The organism is Candidatus Laterigemmans baculatus (assembly GCF_010367455.1).
GTDB lineage: Bacteria > Planctomycetota > Planctomycetia > Pirellulales > Pirellulaceae > Laterigemmans > Laterigemmans baculatus.
Genome location: NZ_WRPR01000078.1, coordinates 43,767 through 66,797 on the forward strand (window position 1 = coordinate 43,767; position 23,031 = coordinate 66,797).

Here is a 23,031-nt window from a genome sequence, read left to right on the forward strand (position 1 = left end):
TGTTCACCGACTGCCACTCTGCGACTCGAGCAGGTAGGCGAGCAGGTCGGCCATCTGTTGCGGGTCGATCATTTCCTCAAGCCCCTCGGGCATGATCGATTTACCGCTGCTGACCATCCGCTCGATGTTCTCCCGCAGCACCGTTTCCTCGACGCCCTGGGGTTGTCGCAGCGTGATCGAGGCGGCGGTTTCCGCGACGACGATCCCGGTGATCGTGCGGCCGTCGTCGGTCAGCACGAGGTACTCCAGATAGTCCGGGGCCACTTCGCGGTTGGGATCGAGCAGATTGACCAGCACGTTCTCCGGAGCACGGTGGGCGACGAGCGCCAACGGTGGACCGATGTCAAAACCGCTGTCCTCGAACCGATGGCAGGCCGCGCAGACCCGCTGGAAGACCGCTCGCCCCCGCTCGCGATCGGCCGCAAGCGACAGCGACGGACGATATTTTTCGATCACCTCGCGACGACCGCCGAGCACCGAGTCGGCAAAGATTTTTGCCGACCGCTGTTTGATTTCCTCCGGCGATCGCTCGAGCAAACGATACCGCTGCATCGGCGTCAGCTGCCCCGGCGAGACCCGCCCGCTCTCGAGTGCCGTGAGCAGGTCCGGAGTCCAGTTGGGCCGCGACATGAACGTCTCGACCAACCGATCCCGCACCGGAGGCGTGAACGATCGCCACGAGCCGAGCAGCAGCGAAGGGAGCTCGGCATCCGAAAAGTGCCCCAGCGTCTGGACCGCCGCCAGCTGAACTTCGTGAGGCTGACGGGCATCGAGCAAGCTCAGCAGGGTGGGGCCGAGTTGCTCGAGTTGACCGTGGCTGAGCAGCTCGATCGCTTGCACGCGGACTTCCACCGGCTGTTGCTCGTCGCCAGCGGTCTCGATCGAACGTTCGATGATTCGGGCGACCACCTCGCGTGCTTCGGCCGACTCCTCGGCCAGGGCGCCCAAACTCTGCTTGGCTCGCCGCAGTCCATCGCCGAGCCCCGAGACGATCGCCAGCTGCGGACCCTGGTCGGCTTCGGTCGCCCAGGCGAGAACTTGCGTGGCCGCCTCGCGATCGTTCTCCGCCCCGACGAGCATCGCCAGCTCGTACAGCCACTCCCAGCCCGCCTCCGCAGCGGTCACCGCTTTCTGTTCAAGCAACAAACCGAGCAGCGCGTCGGCCTCGCCGGCAATCGAGCTGAGCACCGCGGGCCGCGTCCAGGGATCGGCGACATCGCGAACCGCAATCTTGGCAAGCGCCGCAAGCCGCCGCGGATCGTCCGTCTCTCCGAGGGTAAAGGCGACTTGGAAACGGACTCGTGGGTCGGGATCTTCGGCCAACTGCAGGATCCGATCGAGCAACTCCGCGGCGGTCGATTTCGTTTCCGCGTTGGCTGGCTTTGGGTTGAGTCGCGGCTCGGCCAGCCGCACTGCATGCTCGCGAACGCCGCTCGAAGCGTCGGACAACCCGAGGAGCACGTCGGCCGGCTCAAGGCTGTCGAGGCCTTCGAGCGACCACAGGGCGTGCAGCCGAGCCAGCTCCGAATCGCTCTCCCGCAGCAGTTGCCGCAGGGCCGCCGCTGCCGACCGGTCCTGCCGCTCGTACAACAGACGATGCGCGGTATCGCGATACCAACCATGGGGCGAAGCGAGATGGCTGACAAGTTCTTCGGTCGTCGCCTCGCCGAGCCGCGGTGGTGCGGGAGGGGTGAACCCGGGCGGGGCCAAGCGATAGATCCGCCCGCGGTCGCTGCCGCTGCGGAAGTCGATCAGCTTCCACAACTCTTCAGGCACCGACCATGGATGCTCGATCACCTCGCGGTACATGTCCAGGATGTGCAGCGTACCGTCGGGAGCGTTGGCAAAGTTGACCGGCCGGAACCAGTTGTCCCGCGAACGCACGAACTCGGTTCGCGCGTCGGGCCGCTCGGCGCGAAACGTCGGTCCCACGGGAGTCAGCGTCTGGCGGTACAGCAAGTTGCTGGCGACTTCACCGGTGAACGCGTTGCCGCGGTACGGCTCGGGATAGGCCCCGCCGCGATAGACCGTCACGCCGCTCGAGGAGGTCACGAGGTTCGAGACGAATGTGTCGCGAGGCAAATGCTCGGCCCGCTCGGCCAGACGAATTCGCGCGCTCAGCACTCGCCACTTTTCGGGCGGGCTGATGCGGTACACCGGCAACTGGTCGCCCGAAGGAGCGGCATCGGCGATGGCGCTCGGAACTGCCAAATAGCGATTGCGGCTTAGATAACGATCGGGCAACACCACGTGCTGGCACGGATTGCGAATATTGCAAAGAAAGCGGTTCCCCCAGTTGTCGATCGAGTGACCGAACCGAGCTCCGCCCGAGGTGATTTCGATTTCACGGGTGCCCGGTTCGAAGCGGAAGTCGCGGCGCGAGATTCTTAAATTTTCAACCGACTGCCCTTCCCTCGACTCCTCTTCCACCGACGAGACCGTGCCGCCATTACCCGAGGCGGCTCCATAGATGCGATGATCCAATCCCCACTGCAGATTGTTCATCACCGCTTGCACATTAAATTTGCGAAACCCGGTGAAGACGCGCTCGCGAACGTCGGCACGACGGTCCCCATCGGTGTCTTTTAGATACCAGATATCGGGCGTCGCTCCGACATAGATGCCTCCCTTCCAGCAGGCCAAGCCCGCGGGCCAGGAAAGCTCGTCGGCGAAGATGTGGCTTTCGTCAAACACGCCGTCGCCATCGGTATCCTCCAGCAATCGCACGCGTCCAAGCGGCGGCTGATCGGTTTGCTCGGTGAACGGTTCGTCGTCCTCTTTGACCGCGTGCGGATAATCCCGCATCTCCAACACGTACGCCCGACCGTTCTCGTCATAGACCATCGCCACCGGATCGGCGACCAGCGGTTCGGCCGCCAGCAGCTCCATGCGGAAGCCGTCGAGGACTTCGAACGTCGCGACCGCTTGCTCGGGTTCGGTGGGAGGCGTCCGCAGGTCCTCGGCGGTCAGCGCCGGCTCAGACTCGGCGGCAGAGTGCCGCTGATCGAGCAAAGCCAGCGGCAGCGCCATCCCCATCACCGCAGCCGCGAGCAACCCCAGGGCCGATTTGCGGCTGGCCGCGGACCTCGACCATGACGACTGTCTCCGCCGTCCGCGGACTCCCGATCGTTCCGAAATGACCACCTGCAAAAACCTCCGCGAACTGAGCATGTCTTGTCTGCCGCCAATGATAACGATAACCCGCGACGTTCGAATGGATGCCGCGACGGAGATTTTTTCACGCGAAAGGAACAACCATGAAGCGTTCGGCGACCGCCCGTTGGCAGGGTGACCTCAAGCAAGGCAGCGGCTCGATCTCCACCGAAAGCGGTGTGCTCTCCAGCAGCCAGTACTCGTTCGGGACGCGGTTTGAGAGCGGCAAAGGGACCAACCCGGAGGAGCTGATCGGCGCCGCCCATGCCGGCTGTTTTTCCATGGCCCTCTCCAAAATCCTCGGAGAGGCAGGCCATACCCCGGAGCAGATCGAGACCAAGGCGACCGTGAGTTTGGAGAAGGTCGACGCCGGATTTGCGATCACGACAATCCACTTGGACGTCTCGGCCAAAGTCCCCGGAATGGACGCCAACGCGTTTGCCAAAGCGGCCGACCAAGCTAAGCAGGGCTGTCCGGTCTCCAAAGTGCTCCGCGCCGAGATTCAGATGGACGCAAAGCTGATCGGGTGAGTGGCCGTGGGGAACAGAATCCGCACGATCTCAGCCATCACGCCATACTCCAACTCGAGCAGAACGTTCGCGAGGATGATCGTTTAACGGCAAGCCGCAGGCGACTGCTTTTTCAATGCACCGGCGTCTGTGGCTTGCCGCACTTGAACGCCCGCATTGTCCAAAAGATGCCGGACACGATTGCGACAATTCACCGTAGCGAAACCGATGAGCTCGAATGCCCCTGCTGGGAACACCGCAGTCCCCCGCTCCCTACCTGCGCTCGAGCCTCTCGAGGTGCACAACCAGCGATTGCGCGACAACGTCCATCCGCTCGAGTGGCAGAATCCGACGCCGCAGGGACGCTACAACTTGGTCGTCATTGGGGCGGGCACCGCCGGGCTTGTGGCCGCCGCCGGCGCTGCAGGCCTCGGAGCGAAGGTCGCGCTGGTCGAGCGGCAGTTGCTCGGCGGCGATTGCCTCAATGTGGGCTGTGTGCCATCCAAAGCCCTCATTCGCTCCGCTCGCGTCGCCGCCGACGTTCGCAATGCCGAGCCGTACGGGGTCCGAGTCCCAGCCGGGGTCCGCGTCGACTTTCCGGCGGTCATGGAGCGAATGCGGCGGCTTCGGGCCGACCTGAGTCCGCACGATTCGGCTGCCCGCTTTCGTGAGCTCGGCGTCGACGTGTTTCTTGGCGAGGCGAGGTTTTTGGGCCCCGACACCGTCGCTGTCGGTCGAGAAGAGTTGAGGTTTGCCCGCGCCTGCATCGCCACCGGCAGCCATCCCGCTGCTCCGTCGGTCCCCGGGCTCGAGGAAACCCAGTACCTGACGAACGAAACCATCTTCAGTCTCACCGAACTTCCTCGCCGGCTGGCCGTGATCGGGGCCGGCCCCATCGGCTGCGAGCTGGCGCAGGTCTTCGCGCGGTTCGGCAGTGAGGTCACCCTCATCGAATCGACGCACGGCATCCTCCCACGCGAAGACTCGCAAGCCGCGGAGATTGTTCGTCGATCGATGCTCCGTGACGGCGTCCAGGTGCGATGCTGTGGAAAACACCTTCGAGCCGAACGCACCAGCGAGGGAAAACGGCTCAAGGTCGATTCGCATGGGGAGCACTATGAGCTGATCGTCGATGAGATCTTGGTCAGCACCGGGCGGACTCCCAATATCGACGGTCTCGCTCTGGAGGCCGCCGGAGTCGAGACTGGGAAGGAGGGTGTTCGCGTTGACGATTTTTTGCAAACCACCAACCGACGGATCTATGCCGCCGGCGATGTCTGCTCGCGCTTGAAGTTTACCCACGCCGCCGATGCAATGGCCCGGATCGTCATCCAAAATGCCCTCTTTTTCGGCCGGAGACGCGTTAGCACGCTGACGATCCCCTGGTGCACTTATACCGACCCTGAACTGGCCCACGTCGGCCTCTATCCGCACGAGGCAGAGAAGCAAAATATTCCGCTCGACAGCTTCACCGTCGAGCTCTCTCAGGTAGATCGGGCTGTCCTCGAGGGTGTCGGTGACGGATTCCTTAAAATCCACACGCGAAAGGGTAAGGATGAAATCCTGGGAGCGACGCTCGTATCGCCACATGCCGGCGAAACGATTTCAGCACTCACGCTCGCAATGGTCGCTGGCGCCGGTCTCAGCACCCTCGCCGATACCATTCACCCCTACCCAACCGAGTCTGAGGTGATCAAGAAAGCGGCCGACGCCTATAATCGAACCCGGCTCACTCCCCGCGTCGCCCGGGCGCTTAAGAAGCTACTGCAGTGGCGCCGCTAGCGGACCGGTGGAAGCCACCGCGAGGAAAGCTCGCAGGTGTTCGTTCACTTCATCGGGTTGATCGAACATCACAAAGTGCCGAGCGTCGGAGATGCGGACGAGTCGCGCGTCGGGAATATCACTTTCCAGCCGTTGACCGTACTTCACCAACTGGAACGTATCGTCCTCGCCCCAGAGAATTTGCGTCGGGACCTCGATTCTCGGTAGCAAATGCGTTAGTTCGGTGGTCAGATTCGTGTTGAGGGCGGCGGCGTTGCGAATCATCGACACCTTGCCGACTTCCGTGCGGCAGGGGGAAAGCAGCCCCTCGAGGACTTCCTCCGAGAGTTTGTGGGAGAATCCTTGCTTGAGCGCCTGCCGCAACAGCGTGACGGCGGCCGACGCGGAAACCTTGTGGTAGGTCTCCGGATGTCCGAACTGCAGCATCGCTTCGATCGGCCAGGAGTCGTAGCAGACTGCGTTGAGCAAGCACAGCCGCTCGACCCGGTGCGGGAAGAGCGTTGCCAGTCGCAGCGCCACTCCGCCACCGATGTCGTGCGCCACCACCGCGGCTCTTTCGACTCCAATCTGCTCCATCCAGCCGTCGACCATTTCCGCTTGGCGGGCGATCGAGCGGTCGAAGCAATCTCGCTTGTCCGAGTACCCGAATCCGGGAAGATCGAGGATCAGGGTGCGGCACTCGGTGGAGAGCGCGGGCAGCATGCCGTGCCACAGATATCCCCAGGTAGGGATGCCGTGCAGAAAAACCACCGGCGGGCCCTGACCTTGGTCGACATAGCTGATGAATCGATCGCCGAGCTCGGTCACTCGTTGCAGCGATTGAAATTCTCGCCAGTGCATCTTCCGCCTCCTCACTAACGGTTACGAGGGGTTTGTTGCGAGCCGCCCGCCCGAGTTGGGGCTGGGAAGGGAGAGCGGGCGAGGGTCTCGCCGTCGTGCCAGTCCTGCAAACAGAACGTCACGTTCAGGATCAGGCCCGGGAGCAACATTTCGAACGCTTCGGTGCTCTCGACGGCTTTGTCGAAGCTTCCCCCGCTGCTCTCCACGGAGTCACGGCTGAGGTGCACTGGGAAAGGCAGCGCGGCGGCGAGAGTCCGCGCCGATTCGCGCAGCAGGCTCGTCGCCGCGTCGTATTCTGGACGCTGCACAACCGGCTTCAGTTGCTTCCATACGGCGGCCAAGTAATCAGGCCACAGCGCGAGCGTCCGGTAATCGCTGTTAATCGACTCAAGCTTCAGCGTTTGCTGGATGTCGGCAAAAATCTTCCTCAGTCGTTCGTCGTCAGGCTCGGGATCCTCCATCTCCATCGCATACATCCGTGGCGGGAACCCCAATTCGACGGTTCCGATCGCCGATGCAGGAGGAGCATGAGTATTGGCATTGCCCTCCAATCCCAGTCGCACAGCGGCCGCGAACAGCAGGAGTTTGGGATTGATGTAATGGTACATCGTCAGCGCCGCGCGGATCTGATATTGCTGGCTATCCCCCAAAGCAATTTCCGACGTCGCCCCGAGTCGTCCGAGGGAACCGATGGCCCGCACCGCTTCGGTTCGCAATTGGTCGGCGGCGTGCTCGAAGATCTGCGTCTCCGCGTTCAGCCGCATCGCATCCCAAATCACCGGCAGCAAACCCTTGTGGCTCGCCCAGTGGCGAAAGATCAGGTTGACCCCGGTGACCCGCAGCGTTTGCCGGATCTCGTGATACACCCTCTCGATCTCGCCCTCCGCCTCGTGTTCCGCGACCGGAGAAGGCTTTTCGAAACCGAACATTGCGGATACCTCCAGGGATCTCTTGGGCTTTGTCGCAAGCGCGCCGCCCTTCGAGCCGGTGCGGTCCCCCTAGCTACTGCTGCTGGGGCGTTACGGCTGTCCGGCCGGCACCGCGGCTCGGCGGAACAGGACCGCCAACTCCTCCTGCAACTGACCTTGCACCTGACCTTGCAACTGATGCGCCACCGTCGGGGCTCCTGCCCGGCTCGGTCCCCGCCCGGCTCGGTCCCCGCCCGGCCCGGTCCCTGTCCGGCTCGGTCATGCTGCCGCAGGCCGAGGAGGCATTGGGCGGGGACGGCTGATCGCGGTACCCGACTGCACGCCGAGGGATCCCACACGCGCCCCAATGCCATTTGGCGTGTGACCTGCCATTTGGCGTGTGGCTCGGGCGACGCAATAGGAGACACGAGGGATTTGTGCTCCAGCTACGCTTGCTCTTTGCCTTCGGGTTTGCCGCGGCGGCGTTTGATCTCCTCAAACACCTGTCCAGGCTGCAGTTCCTCGTCGCTGTGCATCACCAGATCGTAGAGGTCGTCTGGTAGGACCCGCACCACGGTCATCAGGCCCTTGACCCCCATGTGCCACATCGGCCGCATCCCGCGGGTCTCGCGGCGATTGTTGATCTTTTGCATCTCGGCCGGACTCATCTCCTGGCCTTGCATCATTTGCGGGTAGCCGGGGACTTCGAATCCGGGATCGGTATGCGGGAATTTGACCTGCGGACGCGAGTCGAGGTTGCCTCGGTATTGGGTCACATCGACGTCTTCGCGAATCCGTGGTCCCACCTGTTTAACCATGTGGTTCATCATGTGGTGAACCATGTGGCAGTGCATGATCCAGTCGCCCGGATTGAAGGCGATGAACTCAAAGTCCGTTGCTTGCGACACAGCGATCAATTCGGTGTTGCGTGGAATCCACGCGGATTTTGGAATCCGTGCTCCCTCATGTCCCGTTTTCCAAAACGTATGCCCGTGAATATGGATGGGGTGATGCTGCATCGGGCTGAAGTCGAGAATCCGAATCCGCACCCGCTCGCCGTGCCGGCAAACCATCGGGGTGGTGTAGGGACCACTGCGGCCGTTGATCGTGTGCCAACTCCATTCCATGGCCATCGAATTGGGGATCGTCTGATTTGGGTCGATCCGAAAGTTCTGAAAAAGGAGCAAGAAGTCGCGGTCGACCGGTGGGTCATAAGCCACCGCGGGATGAATGATGAAAAATCCCACCATCCCGAAAGCTTCCTGCATCGGCATGTGCGAGTGATAGAAGAACGTGCCCGCTTGGTGCAGGTCGTATTCATAGACATACGTTTCCCCGGGCGCGATGGGCTTTTGCGTCAGCCCCGGGACACCATCCTCCTCGACCGGTAATTCTAGACCGTGCCAGTGAATCGTGGTCGGCTCGGGCAGCTGATTGTGAACCACGAACCGCACGCGGTCCCCCTGCTGAACCTCGATCGTCGGCCCTGGCATGCTGCCGTTGTAGCCAAAAAAGTCCATCCAGTTGCCAGGCAACAGCTCGCGACGGACATGTTCGCAGTAGATGTGAAACTCTTTAGCGCCGTCGACCATCTTCCACGGCAGTTTGCCCAGGTCGGGCGCTTCCACGCGGACCGGAGGAAGGCCGGAAGCACGCAGCCCCGGCACCAGCTTGCCCATATAGGTGTCGCTCTCGGGCGGTCCCCCATAGCTGGGGCGATACCGCGAGTACTCTTGGAACTTCTCGGGCAGCCGTTCGCTCGACTCTGCGGCTGTCGCCTCCGCACCGCTCGGCCGCGCGTCGCCGGCCCTTGCATCTGCAGCGGGGGGAGTCTCGGCGGCGGGCGGATCCTGGCCGGGTGCTGCGGCGGATCCTCCCCCGACGATACCCGCAGCGGCCGCCACGGCTCCGCGACGCAAAAACTCCCGTCGGCCGTTGTCGTCGGTCATCGAAACCTCTCTCAGGTGGGTGACATCTAGCGGGGACTATTCATCCGCCGCCACCGGGCTGGGCTCTGTCAGAAAATCCGGCGAAATCGACCTCTTGAGCCGTAGGCGCTAGCCTCGGGCCCCCGCGAGCCCCCGGCATTTCCGCTGCAGAACCCGCGGCTAGCGCCGTCGGCTCAGGGTTTTCTGACAGAGCCGTAGGCGCTAGCCTCGGGCCCCCGCGAGCCCCCGGCATTTCCGCTGCAGAACCCGCGGCTAGCGCCGTCGGCTCAGGGGGACAGAGCCGAGCGTGTGGCGGTTGATCCGATCTAGCGCCCAGCGGCGGATGCAATCTCTGGACTCAATCGCTACCGGCCATTCTAGACCGAGGTCCATCCCGCTTCCGTGCGGCATCGACTTGGCCGGCTAGCGGTAGCGACAATGGCGCAACGCTTCAACGCAGCGAGGGGGGATAGCTCGAGATCGAACTTCCCCCCTCGGCGGGTTGCGGTGCCGCTCGAGCCGCCTCAGCGTGGCTGCGGGACGGCGTCGATATGCCCCGGCGGCGTCGGGTCGGGCGGATCCGACAGCCCCCCATGCAGCAGAAAGCCCATGATGCTGACCTCGCTCTCCCGCCAAATAATCAAGGTGCGGATATATTCGACACGGTGCGTGAAGTAGTCTTGCTCAGCTTGCAGGACATCGGTCCAGGGAGCTCGATCTTCCTCATAGCTTTGCAGCCGCAGGTCGTACGCCAACTTGGCTTCGGGCAAAATCACCTGCTCATAGTTGCGGACCTGCTGAACCGCGGTGAGATAGTTGCGATACTGCTGCGCGAGCTGCTGCCGCAGAACCAACTCGGTCCGCCGCAACTCTCCGACTTGCCGCGAGTAATCCGCCTCGGCTTGGCGAATGGTCCCTTGGTTCCAGTCGAAAACCGGCACCTCCATCATCACTCCCGCTGCGGCGGCTGGCCGTCAAACGTCATCGCTGAGGGCTCCCAGGCGACGCTCGGCGCCGGCGGGATCGCGGGAGCTGGCAAATAGACGTTCCCGCTCTCAACTGGGGCTTGCGGTTCGGCCGACGAGTAAGGTCGCTCGGGTGTGATCGCCGGCTCGTCGAGCAACTGCCGCCGGGGCGGGCTGGGAGCCGCCTCGTCCTGAAAGGTGACCGTCGCGACCGCTGTGGTGGACGCGGATGCAGGGGCTGACTCGGGAGTTGGGGCTGGCTCGGGAGTTGGGGCTGGCTCGGGAGTTGGGGCGGCCGAACTTCTCTGCTTTGCAATCGCCTCGGCCAGGGGATGGGGGCCCGCCGGCACCGCCGAGGGTTCGGTGAGCCCCGTTTGCCGAGTTGAGGGCGACGCACAGCCTGCAATCGCCAGACTGACCAATGCACTGGTGTAACAGAACAGACGCTTCATCAGCGGGCTCCTTCGACCGGAGCGGAGCTGTGATGGTGGCTATGGTGAGCGGCGTGGTGGCGAGAGCCTGCTGCCTTGGGGTTGTGGATCCCGATCCACCACAGCGACACCGCCGCTCCTGGACGTCCGCAGCGGCCTCCCGGGCAGTCATCGAAACCATTGGCCGGATCGTCATCCCACGGGTAGCTGCCGTAGTAGAGGAAGCCGCGGTGGGTAGCGAAGCAGGGAGCCGCCGGGGCAGGGCCTGGACACAGCAGGCAATCGCGCGGCGGAAGCATCTTCTGCGGCGGTGGCGGCAGGTGCTCCGCCGGAAGCGCGGCAACCGAATCGGTCTCATCGGCCGAAGCGCCCGTTGGCACTCCGCCGAGCGCGGCGCCGACGAGGATTGCTCCGAAAAGTCGCGTCGCTTTGAAACGGCTACGCAAAGTAACAATGCGATACACCACGTCCGAACTCCTTTTCGCCATGCGGGATCGATCCAGTCTTATGTTCCGCCTGCTTGGGTGCGGGAGTGATTGGGTGCGGACCGATTGCATGCACCGGCCCCGCTCTTTTGGCGGGCCTGGGATCTAAAGGAGTCTTTCGGGCCGCCTCGCTCGGCGCCCCGCACCGTTTCCGGTCAAGACACTCAACCCGATTCATTGGAATCACTGCAGACCGTACAATCGATACAGCATGCCGCGAGGCTTCTCGTTCATTCAGCTGACGATTGCAACCTCCCGCTCTCGGGCACCTTGCGCGAGACGAAAATCCATGGCGTAAGAAGCAACAGCCAGAATCGAAATCAGCGAAGTTGGCGCGGAAGTTGATGCACCCCTGAGGGAAGTGTACCGAGGCTACCGCATCGACGGACCGTACGCGGCCGGGCGTGCCGAGAGCACAACGGAACACCGGCTACGGATTCCGGTCAGCGCAGGCACAATCACTCGTAGAGGAGTGCAGTCCGGGGAGCATGAACTGCGAATGTTGTTTTTCGAGACCTGTCTGAAGCATTTCTAGGGAGGATGCAGCGATGAATCCATTCCATGAGGGGCAAGCGGTGAAATGGAAATGGGGTACTGGCTACGGTCATGGCAAAGTCAAAACCGCATTCACGCACAAGGTGACGCGAAAGATTGGCGGTGAGGAGATTACCCGTCACGGCTCCGAGGATAATCCGGCGTACTACGTCGAGGTCGAGGACAGTAACAACGTTCTTAAACTTCACAGCGAATTACAGAAAGACTCCTGATATGAATTCATCCGAACAACAAAAGGTCTAACAGGAATTCAACGACCTGACGAATATGGCTCCGAAGGAACTGGAAAATTGGCTCCAGACCGAGCAGTCCCAGGCCGTAGGTGACTCAGACTCCGGTGAGTCGACCGGTCATCAGTCGGGTCGACGCATTGTGAAGATCAAGCGTACAAAGAAAGCCGATTTGACCGATTCCGACTACGAGCACATGAACAAAGTCACGGGTTACATTAAACGGCACACCGCCCAGCGGCCCAACGGGGACGTCACTGAGACGCCTTGGCGTTACTCGCTGATGAACTGGGGACACGACCCACTCCACGGCGAATAACCCCCGCCCCGTCATCGTCGCCTTTCGCTCCCGTGTTAGCGGTCACTCACGAACTCTACCATGTTTAGGCATGCCGAGGCGGCCAGGGCTTGTCGACGCCAGTTTTCTTGATAGAAAGCGCCCATAGCTCAGCTGGATAGAGCAACGGACTTCTAATGCGAAGAAGCCCACTGCTAATTTCAATGCCTCTGAGCATTCTCTATAAAGAAACCAGCGTCGCACGAAACCCCGAGGTAGCCACAGTGGGTCACCAAAAGCAAGCCCAGAGTGTGCGCACACCGGCCAAAACCTTGCAAGTATTAGCTCGCGTACATCATAGGTTAGGAGTTATAGGGTTTCGTGGCGTCGGTGGAGGCGACCCTCGCTGCATCACAGCCAGAGACCGACTCATCGCTGGCTAAACCCTACGTGGAAGTCGACGCCCTAGCCGAACGGCTGGAGGCATGGCAGCAGGCACCACTCTGCGTCCGAAATTGCCCGCTGCTTGCTCACCGCGGCGGACGGAGCACCGACCAATCGAGCCGCCGCTGGCTGTGGGGGCGCTGGGGGCGAATCTGGCTCAGCAGGTCGCGGACTGAGAATCCGGCGTTCGGGCCCGAGAAGATCCACAGCATCGGGTGGCCATCGCCCGCCGCGAGCGTCACGGACGGCTCTTCGCCGAAGTCGACAACGGCCGGCGGAAAGCGATCGTGCTCGGTGCTCAAGATCACCTGGTCGACGAGCGACAACGCGATCTCACTGTGCTTCGGCCGTCTCTTCACGACGCGCTGCCAGAGGCCGTTCGCCGTGACCGGAACGATCGGCCGCCGGATCCGCGGTTCACCGAACCGCGTCAGGAAATCGATGGCAGTCGACACAACCTCCCGCCAGTCCGAGTCCCACGCGTCGTCGCTATCGGCGAACTCCGCGAAACCAGCCTCCGCAAAGCAATCATCCGCATCGACCGGCGACGGCCACACGGCAAGCACCTGCACCGCCGAGGGCAGCGTTATGGTACCGGCACCGGTCAGAACCGCGTCCCAGTGGAACGTCTGGATCTTCAATTGTTTTGGCTCCCCTGGTACATCTCTGCCTCACGGTCTGGGTGAAGTTCAGATTGACGCGCGGGTACCAGTAATCGCCATTCGGGGGGGGCGCACCGCTCAGCAGTGTCTCTGGCATCCCATCGCCTGCTCGGCAGCTTCCTATGAGCGCGCGGAGCACAGACAACGATTGCGAGACCGCTCGCTTCCCTTCTACACGGTTTTGCCTCTGTGCACCCGAACGGTATCTCACTCGCAAACGCCAACGTTAGCGAAACCCGAATCCGCCGCCCCCGTGGGCCTGCCGGTGGGCCCATCAGCAGCCATCGAGGCCGAACTGCTAAACCTGTTCCGGACCCTCGACCCAGCCGCCCAAGCCGACCTGCTAGCCGTGGGGAGGGCCCCCTGAAGGGCTCGATGTGGTGGCCCGTTGTCGCTTTTGATCTCGGCCTCGCCGCGCAGCTATGATAGAGGAACGAAAGTACACACGGTACCGAAGCGTCGCCAGTTGATTGCGAACCGGTGTTGCAGGCAGCCGCGGGATCCACTACCGACGCCGTCAGAACTGCACCGAGCGCGACGTCGGTGCCGGTCCCCAGAACGAGAGGTTCGCCATGGATGATCTGGAGAATGTCGAGCTCGATTTTAGGATCGAAGGAGACAACGTGCATCCAGACACTGTGCCACTCCGTGATCTGCTTCGCGCGGTGCAGTTGTACGAACGTGCCGTTCGAATCGCCTCGAATGCCTGGGATAAAGGCGTGCACGATGAGCTCTATCTTGTACAAATAGAGGACAAGAGCGCGTCGCTCGTGCTTCGGACTTCCCCATCGCGTGCTTCCGTCGTCGAGCGGCTTCATCACCTAATTGCTGTTGAGGATCTCGCCAAGTTACCGGAACAGTGCACCAAAGCCATTGAAGAACTCGCAGGGCTGATGGCGAAGCGAGCTTGGAATCTTTCGGTGGGCGCTCGGGGGCTTGGCGTGTATTTTCCAGCGATTCCGCGCAACTTCAAACACGGGGTTCAGGACGTCTATAGGGAGGAAACGACTCTGTATGCCAATTTGCGGTCGGTCGACGTCGACAATCTAGCCGCCACGATTCATGTTTCCGGCGGCAAGGTTAAAGCTCGTGTTTTGAATGAAACCGTTGCGAAGAAGCTCGGCGCAAAGCTAAAGACGACCATTGAACTGAGCGGGCGAGCCGAGTGGGATACAAGAAACAGAATGCTGGTGGGATTCCTGATCCGGGAGATTGGTGAGTATGAGCCCGCGGATCCCTTGACGGCATTTGCAGAACTCGCTGCAGCCTCAGGAGGACGCTGGGACACGGTGGATCCGGACCGCTACGCGAAAGCGATGAGGCAAGAGTGAAAATCTGCCTCGACACGAATGTGCTGATCTGGGGGGTCCGTGGCGCTGCGTCGCCTGGTCAGGACGAAATGGTCCAATATGCAAGAAATGCCCTAATGCGGATGAGTGTGGAGCGAGCCGAAATGGCGATCCCCACGCCCGTTATGTCCGAGTATTTAGTCGATTCCGACACGGGCAGGCGGGAGAATGAAGTCAAGACGCTTAGGAAGAACTTTCAAATATTGCCCTTCGACGCTTTGGCGGCCAGCGAAGCTGCACTGCTCGTCAAATCCTCTAGGACGAACCGTGAGGAGCATTTCGGGGGGAGAGTCGCGATTAAGTTCGATGCGATGATTCTTGCGTGGGCGATTGTTCATAAGTGCCACTGCATATTGACCTACAACACCCGCGAGATGTCTACGATAGCGCGTGGGAGAATTGCGGTTCAAGACCTCGTTCAGTTCGTCGATGCGCCGCAGTCGTCGATGCTGCCGCCATCACCGCGGCAAACCGATCTGGACGATTTTTTTAAGCCGTGATCCTCCGTTTCTTACACCCATCCCTCGCAGAGCACCGCGGCCTGCTCTAGGACCTCTTTGGTGGCTTCGGCTTGGAGGTCAGGGGGGTAGCCGTGTTTGCGGAGGATTCGGCGGACTAGGACTCGGATTCGGGCTCTTGCCGATTCGCGTTCGGTCCAGTCGATGGTGACGCTGCGGCGGACGGTTTGGACGAGCTCGGTGGCGATCACTTTCAGCTCGTCGCTCCCCATCGCTTCCATCGCGCTTTCGTTCTGGGCCAGCGCGTCATAGAAGCAGATTTCGTCGTCGCTCAGCCCCAGCTCTTCGCCTCGCCGCTGGGCCGCCTGCAGGCTTTTGGCCATCTTGATCAGGTCGTCGATTAGCTCGACCGTCGAAATCGAGCGGTTGTGGTAGGCGGTCAGGACCTGCTTGAGCATCTCGGAGAACGACCGCGACTGCGTGACATTTCGCTTCGCCTGGAATTTCACTTCGTCCGAGAGCAGCTTCTTGAGCAGCTCGGCGGCGACGTTCTTGTACGGGAGCGAACGAACTTCCTCGAGGAACTCGTCTGACAGGATCGAAACATCGGGCCGCTCCATCCCGGCCGCGGCAAAAACGTCGATCACTTCGTCGCTGGCGGTGACGACGGCTTTGGAGACCAGTTGGCGAACGGCGTGGTCGAGCTCCGATTCCGATTTGCCGCTGGGCGAATACTTGCGGAACGCGGTCCGCACGATCTGGAAGAAGGCGACGTCCTCGCGAATCTCGTGGGCGTATTCGGAGGTCGGGCAGAGGGCGAAGGCGCGGGACAGGTTGTCGACGTGGGCGATCCACCGCTGACGCCCCTCCTCCTGCTCGAGCAGAAAGTCCTGGGCGGCCACCATCAGCGAGAGCCGATCCCCTGCTCTGCCGCTGGTCCACCGCGACCAGTCGAAACCGTGGAGCATGTCGCAGCACAGCTCGTAGTGCTTTTGCAGGGCCTCGACCGCTTCGCGGGTGTCGACCGTCGTCTGTCCCTTGCCGCCGCTCTCGGTGTAGGTCCGCAGCGCCTTTTGCAACGCGTCGCCGATCCCCAAGTAGTCGACGACCAGCCCGCCCGGTTTTTCGCGGAACACGCGGTTGACCCGCGCGATCGCCTGCATCAGCCCGTGCCCCTGCATCGGTTTGTCGACGTACATCGTGTGCAGCGAGGGAGCGTCGAAACCGGTCAGCCACATATCGCGGACGATCACCAGCCGGAACGGGCTGCTGGGGTCTTTGAACTGCGTGGCCAGCGCCCGGCGTCGCTGCTTGGTGCGGATATGCTTCTGCCACTCCGCCCCGTCGGAGGCCGAGCCGGTCATGATCACCTTCACGAAGCCCTGGTCGTCGTCGATGTCCCGCTCGCTCGCCGCCGATTTGGTGAAGCGATACGTGCGGGCCTCGGGCGATTCGGCCACCTGCGCCAGCGCCCCGTCTTGGGCGAGCTTCCCATCCGGCTGCGGCTTACCGGCCCACTCGGGCCGCAGGCGGATGATTTCATCGTACAGCTCGACGCAGATCCGGCGGCTCATGCAGACGATCATCCCTTTGCCGTCCAGCGACTCGAGCCGCTTTTCAAAATGCTCGACCACGTCCCGGGCCAGCACCCGGATGCGGTCATCATCGCCGACCATCGACTCGAGCGCCGCCCATCGGGACTTCAGCTTCTCCCGGGTCTCCGATTCCTCCTCCTCGGTGATCGCTTCAAAGTCGTCGTCGATGCCGCTGACCGCTTTGTCCTCCAGCGCCAGCTTGATCACCCGGCTCTCGTAGTAGATCGGCACGGTCGCCTTGTCTTCGACCGCCCGCTGGATGTCATAGACGCTGATGTAGTCGCCAAAGACCGCGCGGGTGTTTTTGTCGCTCTGCTCGATCGGCGTCCCGGTGAACCCGATGAAGGAAGCGTTGGGGAGTGCGTCGCGGATGTTGCGAGCGAACCCGTAGGAGATTTTTTCGGGGTCCTTCTTATCGCGGCGAGCCCGAAACCCGTACTGGCTGCGGTGGGCCTCGTCGGCGATCACGACGACGTTGCTCCGCTCGGTCAGCGTAGGGAATTTTCCCGACGTCTCGGCGAACTTGTGGACGGTGGTGAAGACGACGCCCCCGGAGGCGACTTGCAGCAGCTCGCGGAGGTGCTCGATCGAGTCGGCCTGCACCGGCTTCTGCCGGAGGATTTCATAGCACCGCTGGAATTGGCCAAACAGCTGGTCGTCCAGGTCGTTGCGGTCGGTCAGCACGACCAGCGTCGGGTTGTTCATCCGCGGATCGGCGACGACCAATCCCGCGTAGAAGAGCATCGTAAAACTCTTGCCGCTCCCCTGCGTGTGCCAGACGACCCCGCCACGGTGATCGCCGCCGGGGCGGCTGGCCGCGACGGTCGATTCGATGGCGGCCTGGGCCGCGTGGAACTGGTGGTAGCCGGCCAGGATCTTGTGGACGCGGTCGCTGTCGGTGTCGTCCTCGAACAGCACAAAATTCTGCACCAGCGGCAGCAGACGCTCCGGGGCTAGCGCGCCGCGGATCAGGATTTCCAGCTCCGTCTTGCCTTTGACCGGCCGTTCCTCCTCAACGGTCCGCCACGGCTTGAACCACTCACGGCCGGCCGTCAGCGAGCCAATTTGAGCCTTGTGGCCGTCACTGACGACCAGCAGCTCGTTGTAGTGGAACAGCGAGGGGATCTGCGCCTCGTAGGTCCCCAGTTGCTTGAAGGCGTCGTCGATCGTCGCCTCCTGGTCGGCCGCGCTCTTGAGCTCGAGGACCGCGATCGGCAGCCCGTTGACGAAAACGACGACGTCGGGCCGCCGCGTGTGGCCGCTCTCCTGGACCGTGAACTGGTTGACGGCCAGGAAGTCGTTCGCCGCGGGCGAGTCGCAGTTCAACAACCGCACCCGGTCGCCGGCGATCGAGCCGTCGTCGCGGCGGTACTCAACCTCGACCCCGTCGCGGAGCATCGCGTGGAAGCGGCGGTTAGCGGCGATCAGCGTCGGCGCGTCGATTCGCAAAACGTTCCGCAGCGCCTCGTCGCGGGCCTCGGCCGGCACGTCGGGGTTCAGCCGGTCAATCGCTTCCCGCAGCCGCCCAGCGAGCACCACGTCGCCAAAGGAGTCCCGTTCGGGTGAGTCACCATCAGGGGCGAGCTCAGGGCCAGAGGCGGTCGAATATCCAAGCTCGGCCAGCCAATCGAGGGCGGCCTGTTCGACGGTGGTTTCGTTGAAGGCGAGGGACATGCGGTCGCGAGGCACAGGTGCGGAGTCGGAAGAGCCCCGATGATAGTCAAACGCTTGCCTCGCGTGGGGGGGCAGCTGGCTGAATAGCGTCGGTGTGCAAGGATGGGCGGAGCGGCCAGCCACAGAGAGCACGGAGGGCACGGAGAGAAGGAGGAGGGCTGCGATCGGGTGAGCCAGCCATCGCGCGCACCAGCCACAGAGTGGCGACAGAGAATAGCCCACGGCGTGAGCCGTGGGTTGGCGGCCCCGCCACGCGCGCACCAGCCCCAGCGGGGCGACACAGGGATCACCCCGCCGGCACGCCCGCGACGATCGGCTCGAATTCTTCGCCGCGGCAGGGCTGGAAGTCGGCCGGCCAGCAGGCTCGCAGCCGGCAGAGCAGCCGTTGCTGCATCGGCGCGTCTTGGTTGACCCGCTGGACGAACAGCCGCACCTCGTTCGTCGGGCACTCCTCGAGGAGATGCCTGACGTCGGCGGCGAGATAGCGGGGGACGTAACCCAGCGGGGTGCCGTGGGCAAAGATCGCCACCGCGTTCGGGTCCTTCGGGTTCAGCGGCTGAGGACGGAGCTGGAGCTCGTCCCCCGGGTGCAACTGCTCGAGCACCGGGCCGGCGTTGGGCAGGTGGTAGCGGACGCCGTGGGCGAAAAAGTGATTGATGAAGCAGCCGCGGGAGTCCGGCACCGGGCAGGGGAATAATTCCACCGCGTCGGTTTGCTTGATACCCTGCGTCCGCCCCAGCACCACCAGCGGCTCCGGAGACTCGTCGGCGCTCAGCCCGCTCCACTCCAGGTAGGCCTTGAATTCAGGCCGGGACGGCGGCAGCAGGCGGTTTTTGAACAGCGGGAACAGCTCGTCCGATTCGTAGACCTGCTCGAGCTCCGGCATCCCGTCAAAGGGCTGGAAACCGGGCAGCGTCTGGGCTCCCCGAGTGTACCGGAAGCGGTAGACGCTGCCATCGAAGTCCAAGCGGCCCACGGGCCCCCACACGGGCGGCGGTTCTTTCATGTGCCAGGCGACGTACAGGAAGTTCATGGGGCTCAGTCTAACGATGCGGCATAGCGCCGGTGCATCCGCCGGTGTGACGGTTTCGCCTCTCGCTATGGCGGCTGACCCGGTGTGGAGTTCGGCGAGCCGGAGTTTAAATGAGCTTAAATAAGTAAGCCGTGGTGGACCAACGGTTTGCGGCAATCCCATAGCGTGCAACGCCAGTCAAATTAAATGCCGGCGTCTCTAGTGTTAGCCCACTGTCGCTCCCGCCGATACTAGCCGCGTTGTCCGTGGACGCCCTCGCGTGTTGGAAGAGTAGCTTGAGTTGAATCAGCGACTTACCGATACTGATCCAGAGCTCGTCTGCCATGTGTAGAAGGAGTAGCGAAGCCGTCCTTCGGGGCGGCTTCAGCTGTTTTAGGGGTTGGTTACCATCCCTGCTGCTCCTTCCCGAGTTGCTCCACGTCGTAGGCGAGATCGCGGTCGACCTCGATCACGGGGTACATCGGCAACGGGCCTGCGTCACCGCCCAGGCCCGCGTCGTGCTGCGGTCCGGTCACACCGCCGCCTCCACCACCCGCTCGGCATCGAACACACGCAATTCGCCCGAGAGGAGCTTGGGGAGGAGCGTGTCGCGGAGGGCCGCGAGCGTGCGGGATTCATCTTCATTTTGGTGAACTCTATCCAACGTCGGCGAGAAGACGCTGGCCGCTCTCGCCTGAATCTCACATGGCGGGATGAGTACACGAATCTTCCGGAGCTCGCTTTGGCGGATTCCGACGACCGTTGTACCGGTTGCTTTTGATGCTAGCTCAACTTGTGCGTCATCGGATGCGATCCACATGTATAAGTAAGCAGGATCACAGATTGCGGGGGCCGCTCGTATGCCGAATAGTCGCTGGCTGAGGCAAAGTCTTGTGTTCCGCGAGAGGAAATATAATTCTCCCAGCGGCGCCTCCGAAGTCATTAGAATGTCGCCCGTTTGAAGTTTGTCCTTCATCCACCGATCGTAAAGCTCGTCATCAACAAATTTGAATGTTTCAGGGCGAATCAGCCTTCCGCCTTTGATGTTTTTCGCGGAGACGGCAGGGATCCCTGACAGTGACCATTTGGAGCCGAGCTTTTTTGGGGTTTTTCCGCGATAGTCGATGATGAGCGACGTGCATTCATCGATTGTTTCCCATCTCCAGCCATGAGGTACCAAGCCGTTCCCCTGGTGATTTAGTTCACTTGGAAACAACCTCGCCGTGGCCTCGTCCATGCCCGGTGGTTGGCGGCCGTCCATTTTGGCTCGCACCGGGTCGAAATCGACGAACCAGCTCTTGAAGATCGCCGCGGCCAGCGACTCCAGCGTCGCATTCATCCGCCGGTTTAACTCGATCTTGTCGTCCAGAGCACCCAGGATCGAGGCGATCGCCCGCTGCTCGGATAGAGGGGGTAGCAGTATCGGATAGTCTCGAATTTGCGGTCCGCTAATATGCGGAATGGAGCTCCCCGTTCGGACGGATTCTACATATGTACGAAATTCCCGGTTGCCGATCAGGTACGGTAGGAAGTCCTGATGAAGCCCTTTTTTGGAACGAAGCCTCGCGACTCGTTGCACGAGCAGACACGGTAAGTCCTCCTTGCGAACGCGACACCAGTTTTTGCCTACTTTGGAGCCGTCCATTCCAATGAGTACATCACCAGGCTGCAGGAGAAATTTCTCGAGCTCCGGTGAAACTACAGGCCAGTACCTAGCTTTTTCCGCCCAGTAGAATGCCCCTTCTTTCACGTTATCGCCGCGCGCAAGACGCGTGCCAGTTTGGGCGTTTGTAGTGAATTGGGAGCTTTTAAAGGCAGGGCCCGTTTGTAGCTCGACTAAGGGGCCGAGCTTTGTCTGCGTCCAGCCTTTAATTTCCATATCCCAGTCCTTCCAAGTTCGACCGGATCGCCTTCTCGAGCTTCGCCGACTCCTCGAACTGCTCGTTCAGCTCTTCGGTCAGCCGCCGCATCTTTTCCTCGAAGGGCTCGTCGTCCTCTTCGAGCTCTTCGGCCCCCACGTACCTTCCCGGCGTCAGCACGTAGCCGTGCTCGGTGATTTCGTCTTTGCTCGCGGAACGGCAGAAGCCGGGGACGTCGGTGTAGTCGTCGATCGCAGTCGGCTTGAAACCGGGGTCGCCTCGCCAGCAGCGGTAGGTGTCGGCGATCAGCTCGATTTCGCAGTCGGGTAAGTCCCGATGCACGCGGTCGATCATCGTCCCCAGCTTCCGGGCGTCGATGAACAGCGTCTCACCTCGGCGATCCCGCCGCCGCCCGTCGTGCTTGCGGCGAGTTAAAAACCAGAGGCAGACCGGGATCTGCGTGCTGTAGAACAATTGGCCGGGGAGCGCGACCATGCAGTCAACCAAGTCGGCTTCGATGATCGCTCGGCGGATTTCGCCTTCGCCCGACTGGTTGCTGCTCATCGAGCCGTTGGCCAGCACGAACCCGGCCAAGCCGCCGGGGGCCAAGTGGTGGATGAAGTGCTGGACCCAAGCGTAGTTGGCGTTCCCCTTCGGCGGCGTTCCGTACTTCCACCGCACGTCGTCGTCGCGGCGGTGCCAGTCCGAATCGTTGAAGGGCGGGTTGGCCAGCACGAAGTCGGCCTTCAGGTCCTTGTGTAGGTCGCGGCGAAAGGTATCGGCGTGCTCCGGCCCCAAATCCCCTTCGATCCCGCGGATCGCGAGATTCATCAGCGCCAGCCGCCGCGTCGTTGGGTTCGACTCCTGGCCGTAAATCGCGATGTCGCCGATCCGCCCGCCGTGCTCCTCGACGAACTTTTCGCTCTGCACGAACATCCCGGCCGAGCCGCAGCAGGGGTCGTAGACGCGGCCCTTGTACGGGGCGAGCATCTCGACCAGCACGCGGACGACGCACCGCGGCGTGTAGAACTGGCCTCCCTTCTTGCCTTCGGCGCTGGCGAACTCCGAGAGGAAGTATTCGTAGACGCGGCCCAGGATGTCTTTGCTGCGGTTCTCGGCGTCGCCGAGCCCGATCGTGCCGATCAAGTCGATCAGCTCGCCGAGCCGCTGTTTGTCGAGCGCCGGCCGAGCAAAATCCTTGGGCAACACGCCCCTGAGCCGCGGGTTGTCGCGTTCGATCGCGATCATCGCCTCGTCGACCAGCTTGCCGATTCCCGGCTGGCGGGCGCTATCCTGCAGGTGCTGCCAGCGGGCTTCGGGGGGAACCCAGAACACGTTCGCCCCCCGGTACTCGTCCGGATCCTCCGGGTCGGCCCCTTCGAACTCCCCTTCCCCGGCCAAGAGCGCCGCGTGCAGCTCTTCGAACGCGTCGGAGATGTACTTGAGGAACACGAGCCCCAGGACGACATGCTTGTACTCGGCCGCGTCGAGGTTGTTCCGCAGCTTATCGGCCGCCAACCATAGCTTGGCCTCGAACCCCAGATTCGCGCCGTTCCCGTCTTTTGCTTGCTTCTTACTAGCCCGCTTCGCCATCGCTTGATCTGCTCCAGAACGCGTTCCCTGCGAAGCGGAACACATTAGCCCCCCGGCGGAGGCTGAGCCAGTAGAGACGCGAAAGCAGCTTGTTTAGCTAGCCGCCAGATCGCTATCAACGCGTCTCACGTGATCCTCCGAAAGTCGCTTTCTGTCCTCGTGCGGTGAACTGTTCCTTTGGGATCGGGATTCACGGCCCCACAGCGGCGGATTCGCCGGGCAGGTTCCGTCGGGCCGCGGGTGGGTGATCATGTGGTTTAGGTGGCCGGGGCGGTTTTTGTTGACTTGGATGCCGCAGCGGTCTCCTTGGGGGAGGTAGTGG

General features: G+C 62.3%; 19 protein-coding genes. 6 read left to right on the top strand and 13 right to left on the bottom strand.

Translation table 11 applies throughout. The annotated features are described in order from the left end of the window. Positions 1-3: 3 nt before the first annotated feature. Positions 4-3,144, bottom strand: a complete 3,141-nt coding sequence (locus GNK13_RS15970) for a PVC-type heme-binding CxxCH protein (RefSeq protein WP_164103558.1) — start codon at positions 3,142-3,144, stop codon at positions 4-6. Between the two features lie 113 nt (positions 3,145-3,257). Between GNK13_RS15970 and GNK13_RS15975 the strand changes: the two genes are divergently transcribed. Beyond that, positions 3,258-3,683, top strand: a complete 426-nt coding sequence (locus GNK13_RS15975; RefSeq protein ID WP_164103559.1) for an OsmC family protein — start codon at positions 3,258-3,260, stop codon at positions 3,681-3,683. A gap of 207 nt (positions 3,684-3,890) precedes the next feature. Next, entirely contained in the window at positions 3,891-5,444 is a 1,554-nt protein-coding gene (locus GNK13_RS15980; protein ID WP_164103560.1) for a mercuric reductase, read from the top strand. Here the strand turns inward: GNK13_RS15980 and GNK13_RS15985 are convergent. The 6 genes from GNK13_RS15985 to GNK13_RS16010 all read right to left on the bottom strand — a co-directional run bounded on the left by GNK13_RS15985 (position 5,424) and on the right by GNK13_RS16010 (position 10,962). Next, the gene (locus GNK13_RS15985) at positions 5,424-6,284 is read right to left on the bottom strand and encodes an alpha/beta fold hydrolase (protein WP_164103561.1); all 861 of its coding nucleotides are present in this window, start codon (positions 6,282-6,284) and stop codon (positions 5,424-5,426) included. The genes GNK13_RS15980 and GNK13_RS15985 overlap by 21 nt on opposite strands. Positions 6,285-6,298: 14 nt before the next feature. Then, the gene (locus GNK13_RS15990; protein WP_164103562.1) at positions 6,299-7,213 is read right to left on the bottom strand and encodes a halocarboxylic acid dehydrogenase DehI family protein; all 915 of its coding nucleotides are present in this window, start codon (positions 7,211-7,213) and stop codon (positions 6,299-6,301) included. Between the two features lie 425 nt (positions 7,214-7,638). Beyond that, positions 7,639-9,141, bottom strand: coding sequence for a copper oxidase (locus tag GNK13_RS15995; protein WP_164103563.1), 1,503 nt, complete (start codon positions 9,139-9,141; stop codon positions 7,639-7,641). A 503-nt stretch (positions 9,142-9,644) separates the two neighbouring features. Continuing rightward, complete coding sequence (locus GNK13_RS16000; protein ID WP_164103564.1) at positions 9,645-10,067, bottom strand: TolC family protein; 423 nt, start codon at positions 10,065-10,067, stop codon at positions 9,645-9,647. 2 nt (positions 10,068-10,069) lie between these two features. After that, positions 10,070-10,537, bottom strand: a complete 468-nt coding sequence (locus tag GNK13_RS16005) for a hypothetical protein (RefSeq protein ID WP_164103565.1) — start codon at positions 10,535-10,537, stop codon at positions 10,070-10,072. Then, complete coding sequence (locus tag GNK13_RS16010; protein WP_164103566.1) at positions 10,537-10,962, bottom strand: hypothetical protein; 426 nt, start codon at positions 10,960-10,962, stop codon at positions 10,537-10,539. The genes GNK13_RS16005 and GNK13_RS16010 overlap by 1 nt, the downstream gene beginning before the upstream one ends. 587 nt (positions 10,963-11,549) lie before the next feature. On the opposite strand from GNK13_RS16010, the gene GNK13_RS16015 reads away from it, so the two are divergent. Together GNK13_RS16015 and GNK13_RS16020 are read left to right on the top strand one after the other, a co-directional pair. Then, positions 11,550-11,768, top strand: a complete 219-nt coding sequence (locus tag GNK13_RS16015; protein ID WP_164103567.1) for a hypervirulence associated TUDOR domain-containing protein — start codon at positions 11,550-11,552, stop codon at positions 11,766-11,768. A gap of 46 nt (positions 11,769-11,814) precedes the next feature. Then, complete coding sequence (locus GNK13_RS16020; protein WP_261345427.1) at positions 11,815-12,105, top strand: DUF3140 domain-containing protein; 291 nt, start codon at positions 11,815-11,817, stop codon at positions 12,103-12,105. A gap of 488 nt (positions 12,106-12,593) precedes the next feature. On the opposite strand, the gene GNK13_RS16025 is transcribed toward GNK13_RS16020, so the two are convergent. Next, positions 12,594-13,148: a hypothetical protein gene (locus tag GNK13_RS16025; RefSeq protein WP_164103568.1), complete on the bottom strand. Its 555-nt coding sequence runs from the start codon at positions 13,146-13,148 to the stop codon at positions 12,594-12,596. A gap of 593 nt (positions 13,149-13,741) precedes the next feature. Here GNK13_RS16025 and GNK13_RS16030 point away from each other — a divergent pair. Beyond that, complete coding sequence (locus tag GNK13_RS16030; protein WP_164103569.1) at positions 13,742-14,500, top strand: hypothetical protein; 759 nt, start codon at positions 13,742-13,744, stop codon at positions 14,498-14,500. Further along, positions 14,497-15,018, top strand: a complete 522-nt coding sequence (locus GNK13_RS16035) for a type II toxin-antitoxin system VapC family toxin (RefSeq protein ID WP_164103570.1) — start codon at positions 14,497-14,499, stop codon at positions 15,016-15,018. The genes GNK13_RS16030 and GNK13_RS16035 overlap by 4 nt, the downstream gene beginning before the upstream one ends. A gap of 11 nt (positions 15,019-15,029) precedes the next feature. Here GNK13_RS16035 and GNK13_RS16040 read toward each other — a convergent pair whose 3' ends face one another. From GNK13_RS16040 to GNK13_RS16055, 5 genes are all read right to left on the bottom strand, one after another. Further along, complete coding sequence (locus tag GNK13_RS16040; RefSeq protein WP_235935256.1) at positions 15,030-18,260, bottom strand: type I restriction endonuclease subunit R; 3,231 nt, start codon at positions 18,258-18,260, stop codon at positions 15,030-15,032. Between the two features lie 271 nt (positions 18,261-18,531). Beyond that, positions 18,532-19,278 (bottom strand): HIRAN domain-containing protein, encoded by a 747-nt coding sequence (locus GNK13_RS16045; RefSeq protein WP_164103571.1) that lies wholly within the window; start codon positions 19,276-19,278, stop codon positions 18,532-18,534. A 383-nt stretch (positions 19,279-19,661) separates the two neighbouring features. Continuing rightward, positions 19,662-19,793, bottom strand: coding sequence for a hypothetical protein (locus tag GNK13_RS21930; protein ID WP_261345426.1), 132 nt, complete (start codon positions 19,791-19,793; stop codon positions 19,662-19,664). Beyond that, the gene (locus tag GNK13_RS16050; protein WP_164103572.1) at positions 19,790-21,136 is read right to left on the bottom strand and encodes a restriction endonuclease subunit S; all 1,347 of its coding nucleotides are present in this window, start codon (positions 21,134-21,136) and stop codon (positions 19,790-19,792) included. Before GNK13_RS16050 ends, GNK13_RS21930 begins: the two co-directional genes overlap by 4 nt. Then, complete coding sequence (locus GNK13_RS16055; RefSeq protein WP_164103573.1) at positions 21,126-22,709, bottom strand: type I restriction-modification system subunit M; 1,584 nt, start codon at positions 22,707-22,709, stop codon at positions 21,126-21,128. Before GNK13_RS16055 ends, GNK13_RS16050 begins: the two co-directional genes overlap by 11 nt. Positions 22,710-23,031: the final 322 nt, after the last annotated feature.

Coding starts and splice junctions, on each gene's coding strand:
- GNK13_RS16050 (WP_164103572.1), bottom strand. CDS start 21,136: ATGGAAATTAAAGGCTGGACGCAGACAAAGCTCGGCCCCTTAGTCGAG.
- GNK13_RS16030 (WP_164103569.1), top strand. CDS start 13,742: ATGGATGATCTGGAGAATGTCGAGCTCGATTTTAGGATCGAAGGAGAC.
- GNK13_RS16015 (WP_164103567.1), top strand. CDS start 11,550: ATGAATCCATTCCATGAGGGGCAAGCGGTGAAATGGAAATGGGGTACT.
- GNK13_RS16045 (WP_164103571.1), bottom strand. CDS start 19,278: ATGAACTTCCTGTACGTCGCCTGGCACATGAAAGAACCGCCGCCCGTG.
- GNK13_RS16005 (WP_164103565.1), bottom strand. CDS start 10,537: ATGAAGCGTCTGTTCTGTTACACCAGTGCATTGGTCAGTCTGGCGATT.
- GNK13_RS15995 (WP_164103563.1), bottom strand. CDS start 9,141: ATGACCGACGACAACGGCCGACGGGAGTTTTTGCGTCGCGGAGCCGTG.
- GNK13_RS16000 (WP_164103564.1), bottom strand. CDS start 10,067: ATGGAGGTGCCGGTTTTCGACTGGAACCAAGGGACCATTCGCCAAGCC.
- GNK13_RS15980 (WP_164103560.1), top strand. CDS start 3,891: ATGAGCTCGAATGCCCCTGCTGGGAACACCGCAGTCCCCCGCTCCCTA.
- GNK13_RS15990 (WP_164103562.1), bottom strand. CDS start 7,213: ATGTTCGGTTTCGAAAAGCCTTCTCCGGTCGCGGAACACGAGGCGGAG.
- GNK13_RS15985 (WP_164103561.1), bottom strand. CDS start 6,284: ATGCACTGGCGAGAATTTCAATCGCTGCAACGAGTGACCGAGCTCGGC.
- GNK13_RS16055 (WP_164103573.1), bottom strand. CDS start 22,709: ATGGCGAAGCGGGCTAGTAAGAAGCAAGCAAAAGACGGGAACGGCGCG.
- GNK13_RS15975 (WP_164103559.1), top strand. CDS start 3,258: ATGAAGCGTTCGGCGACCGCCCGTTGGCAGGGTGACCTCAAGCAAGGC.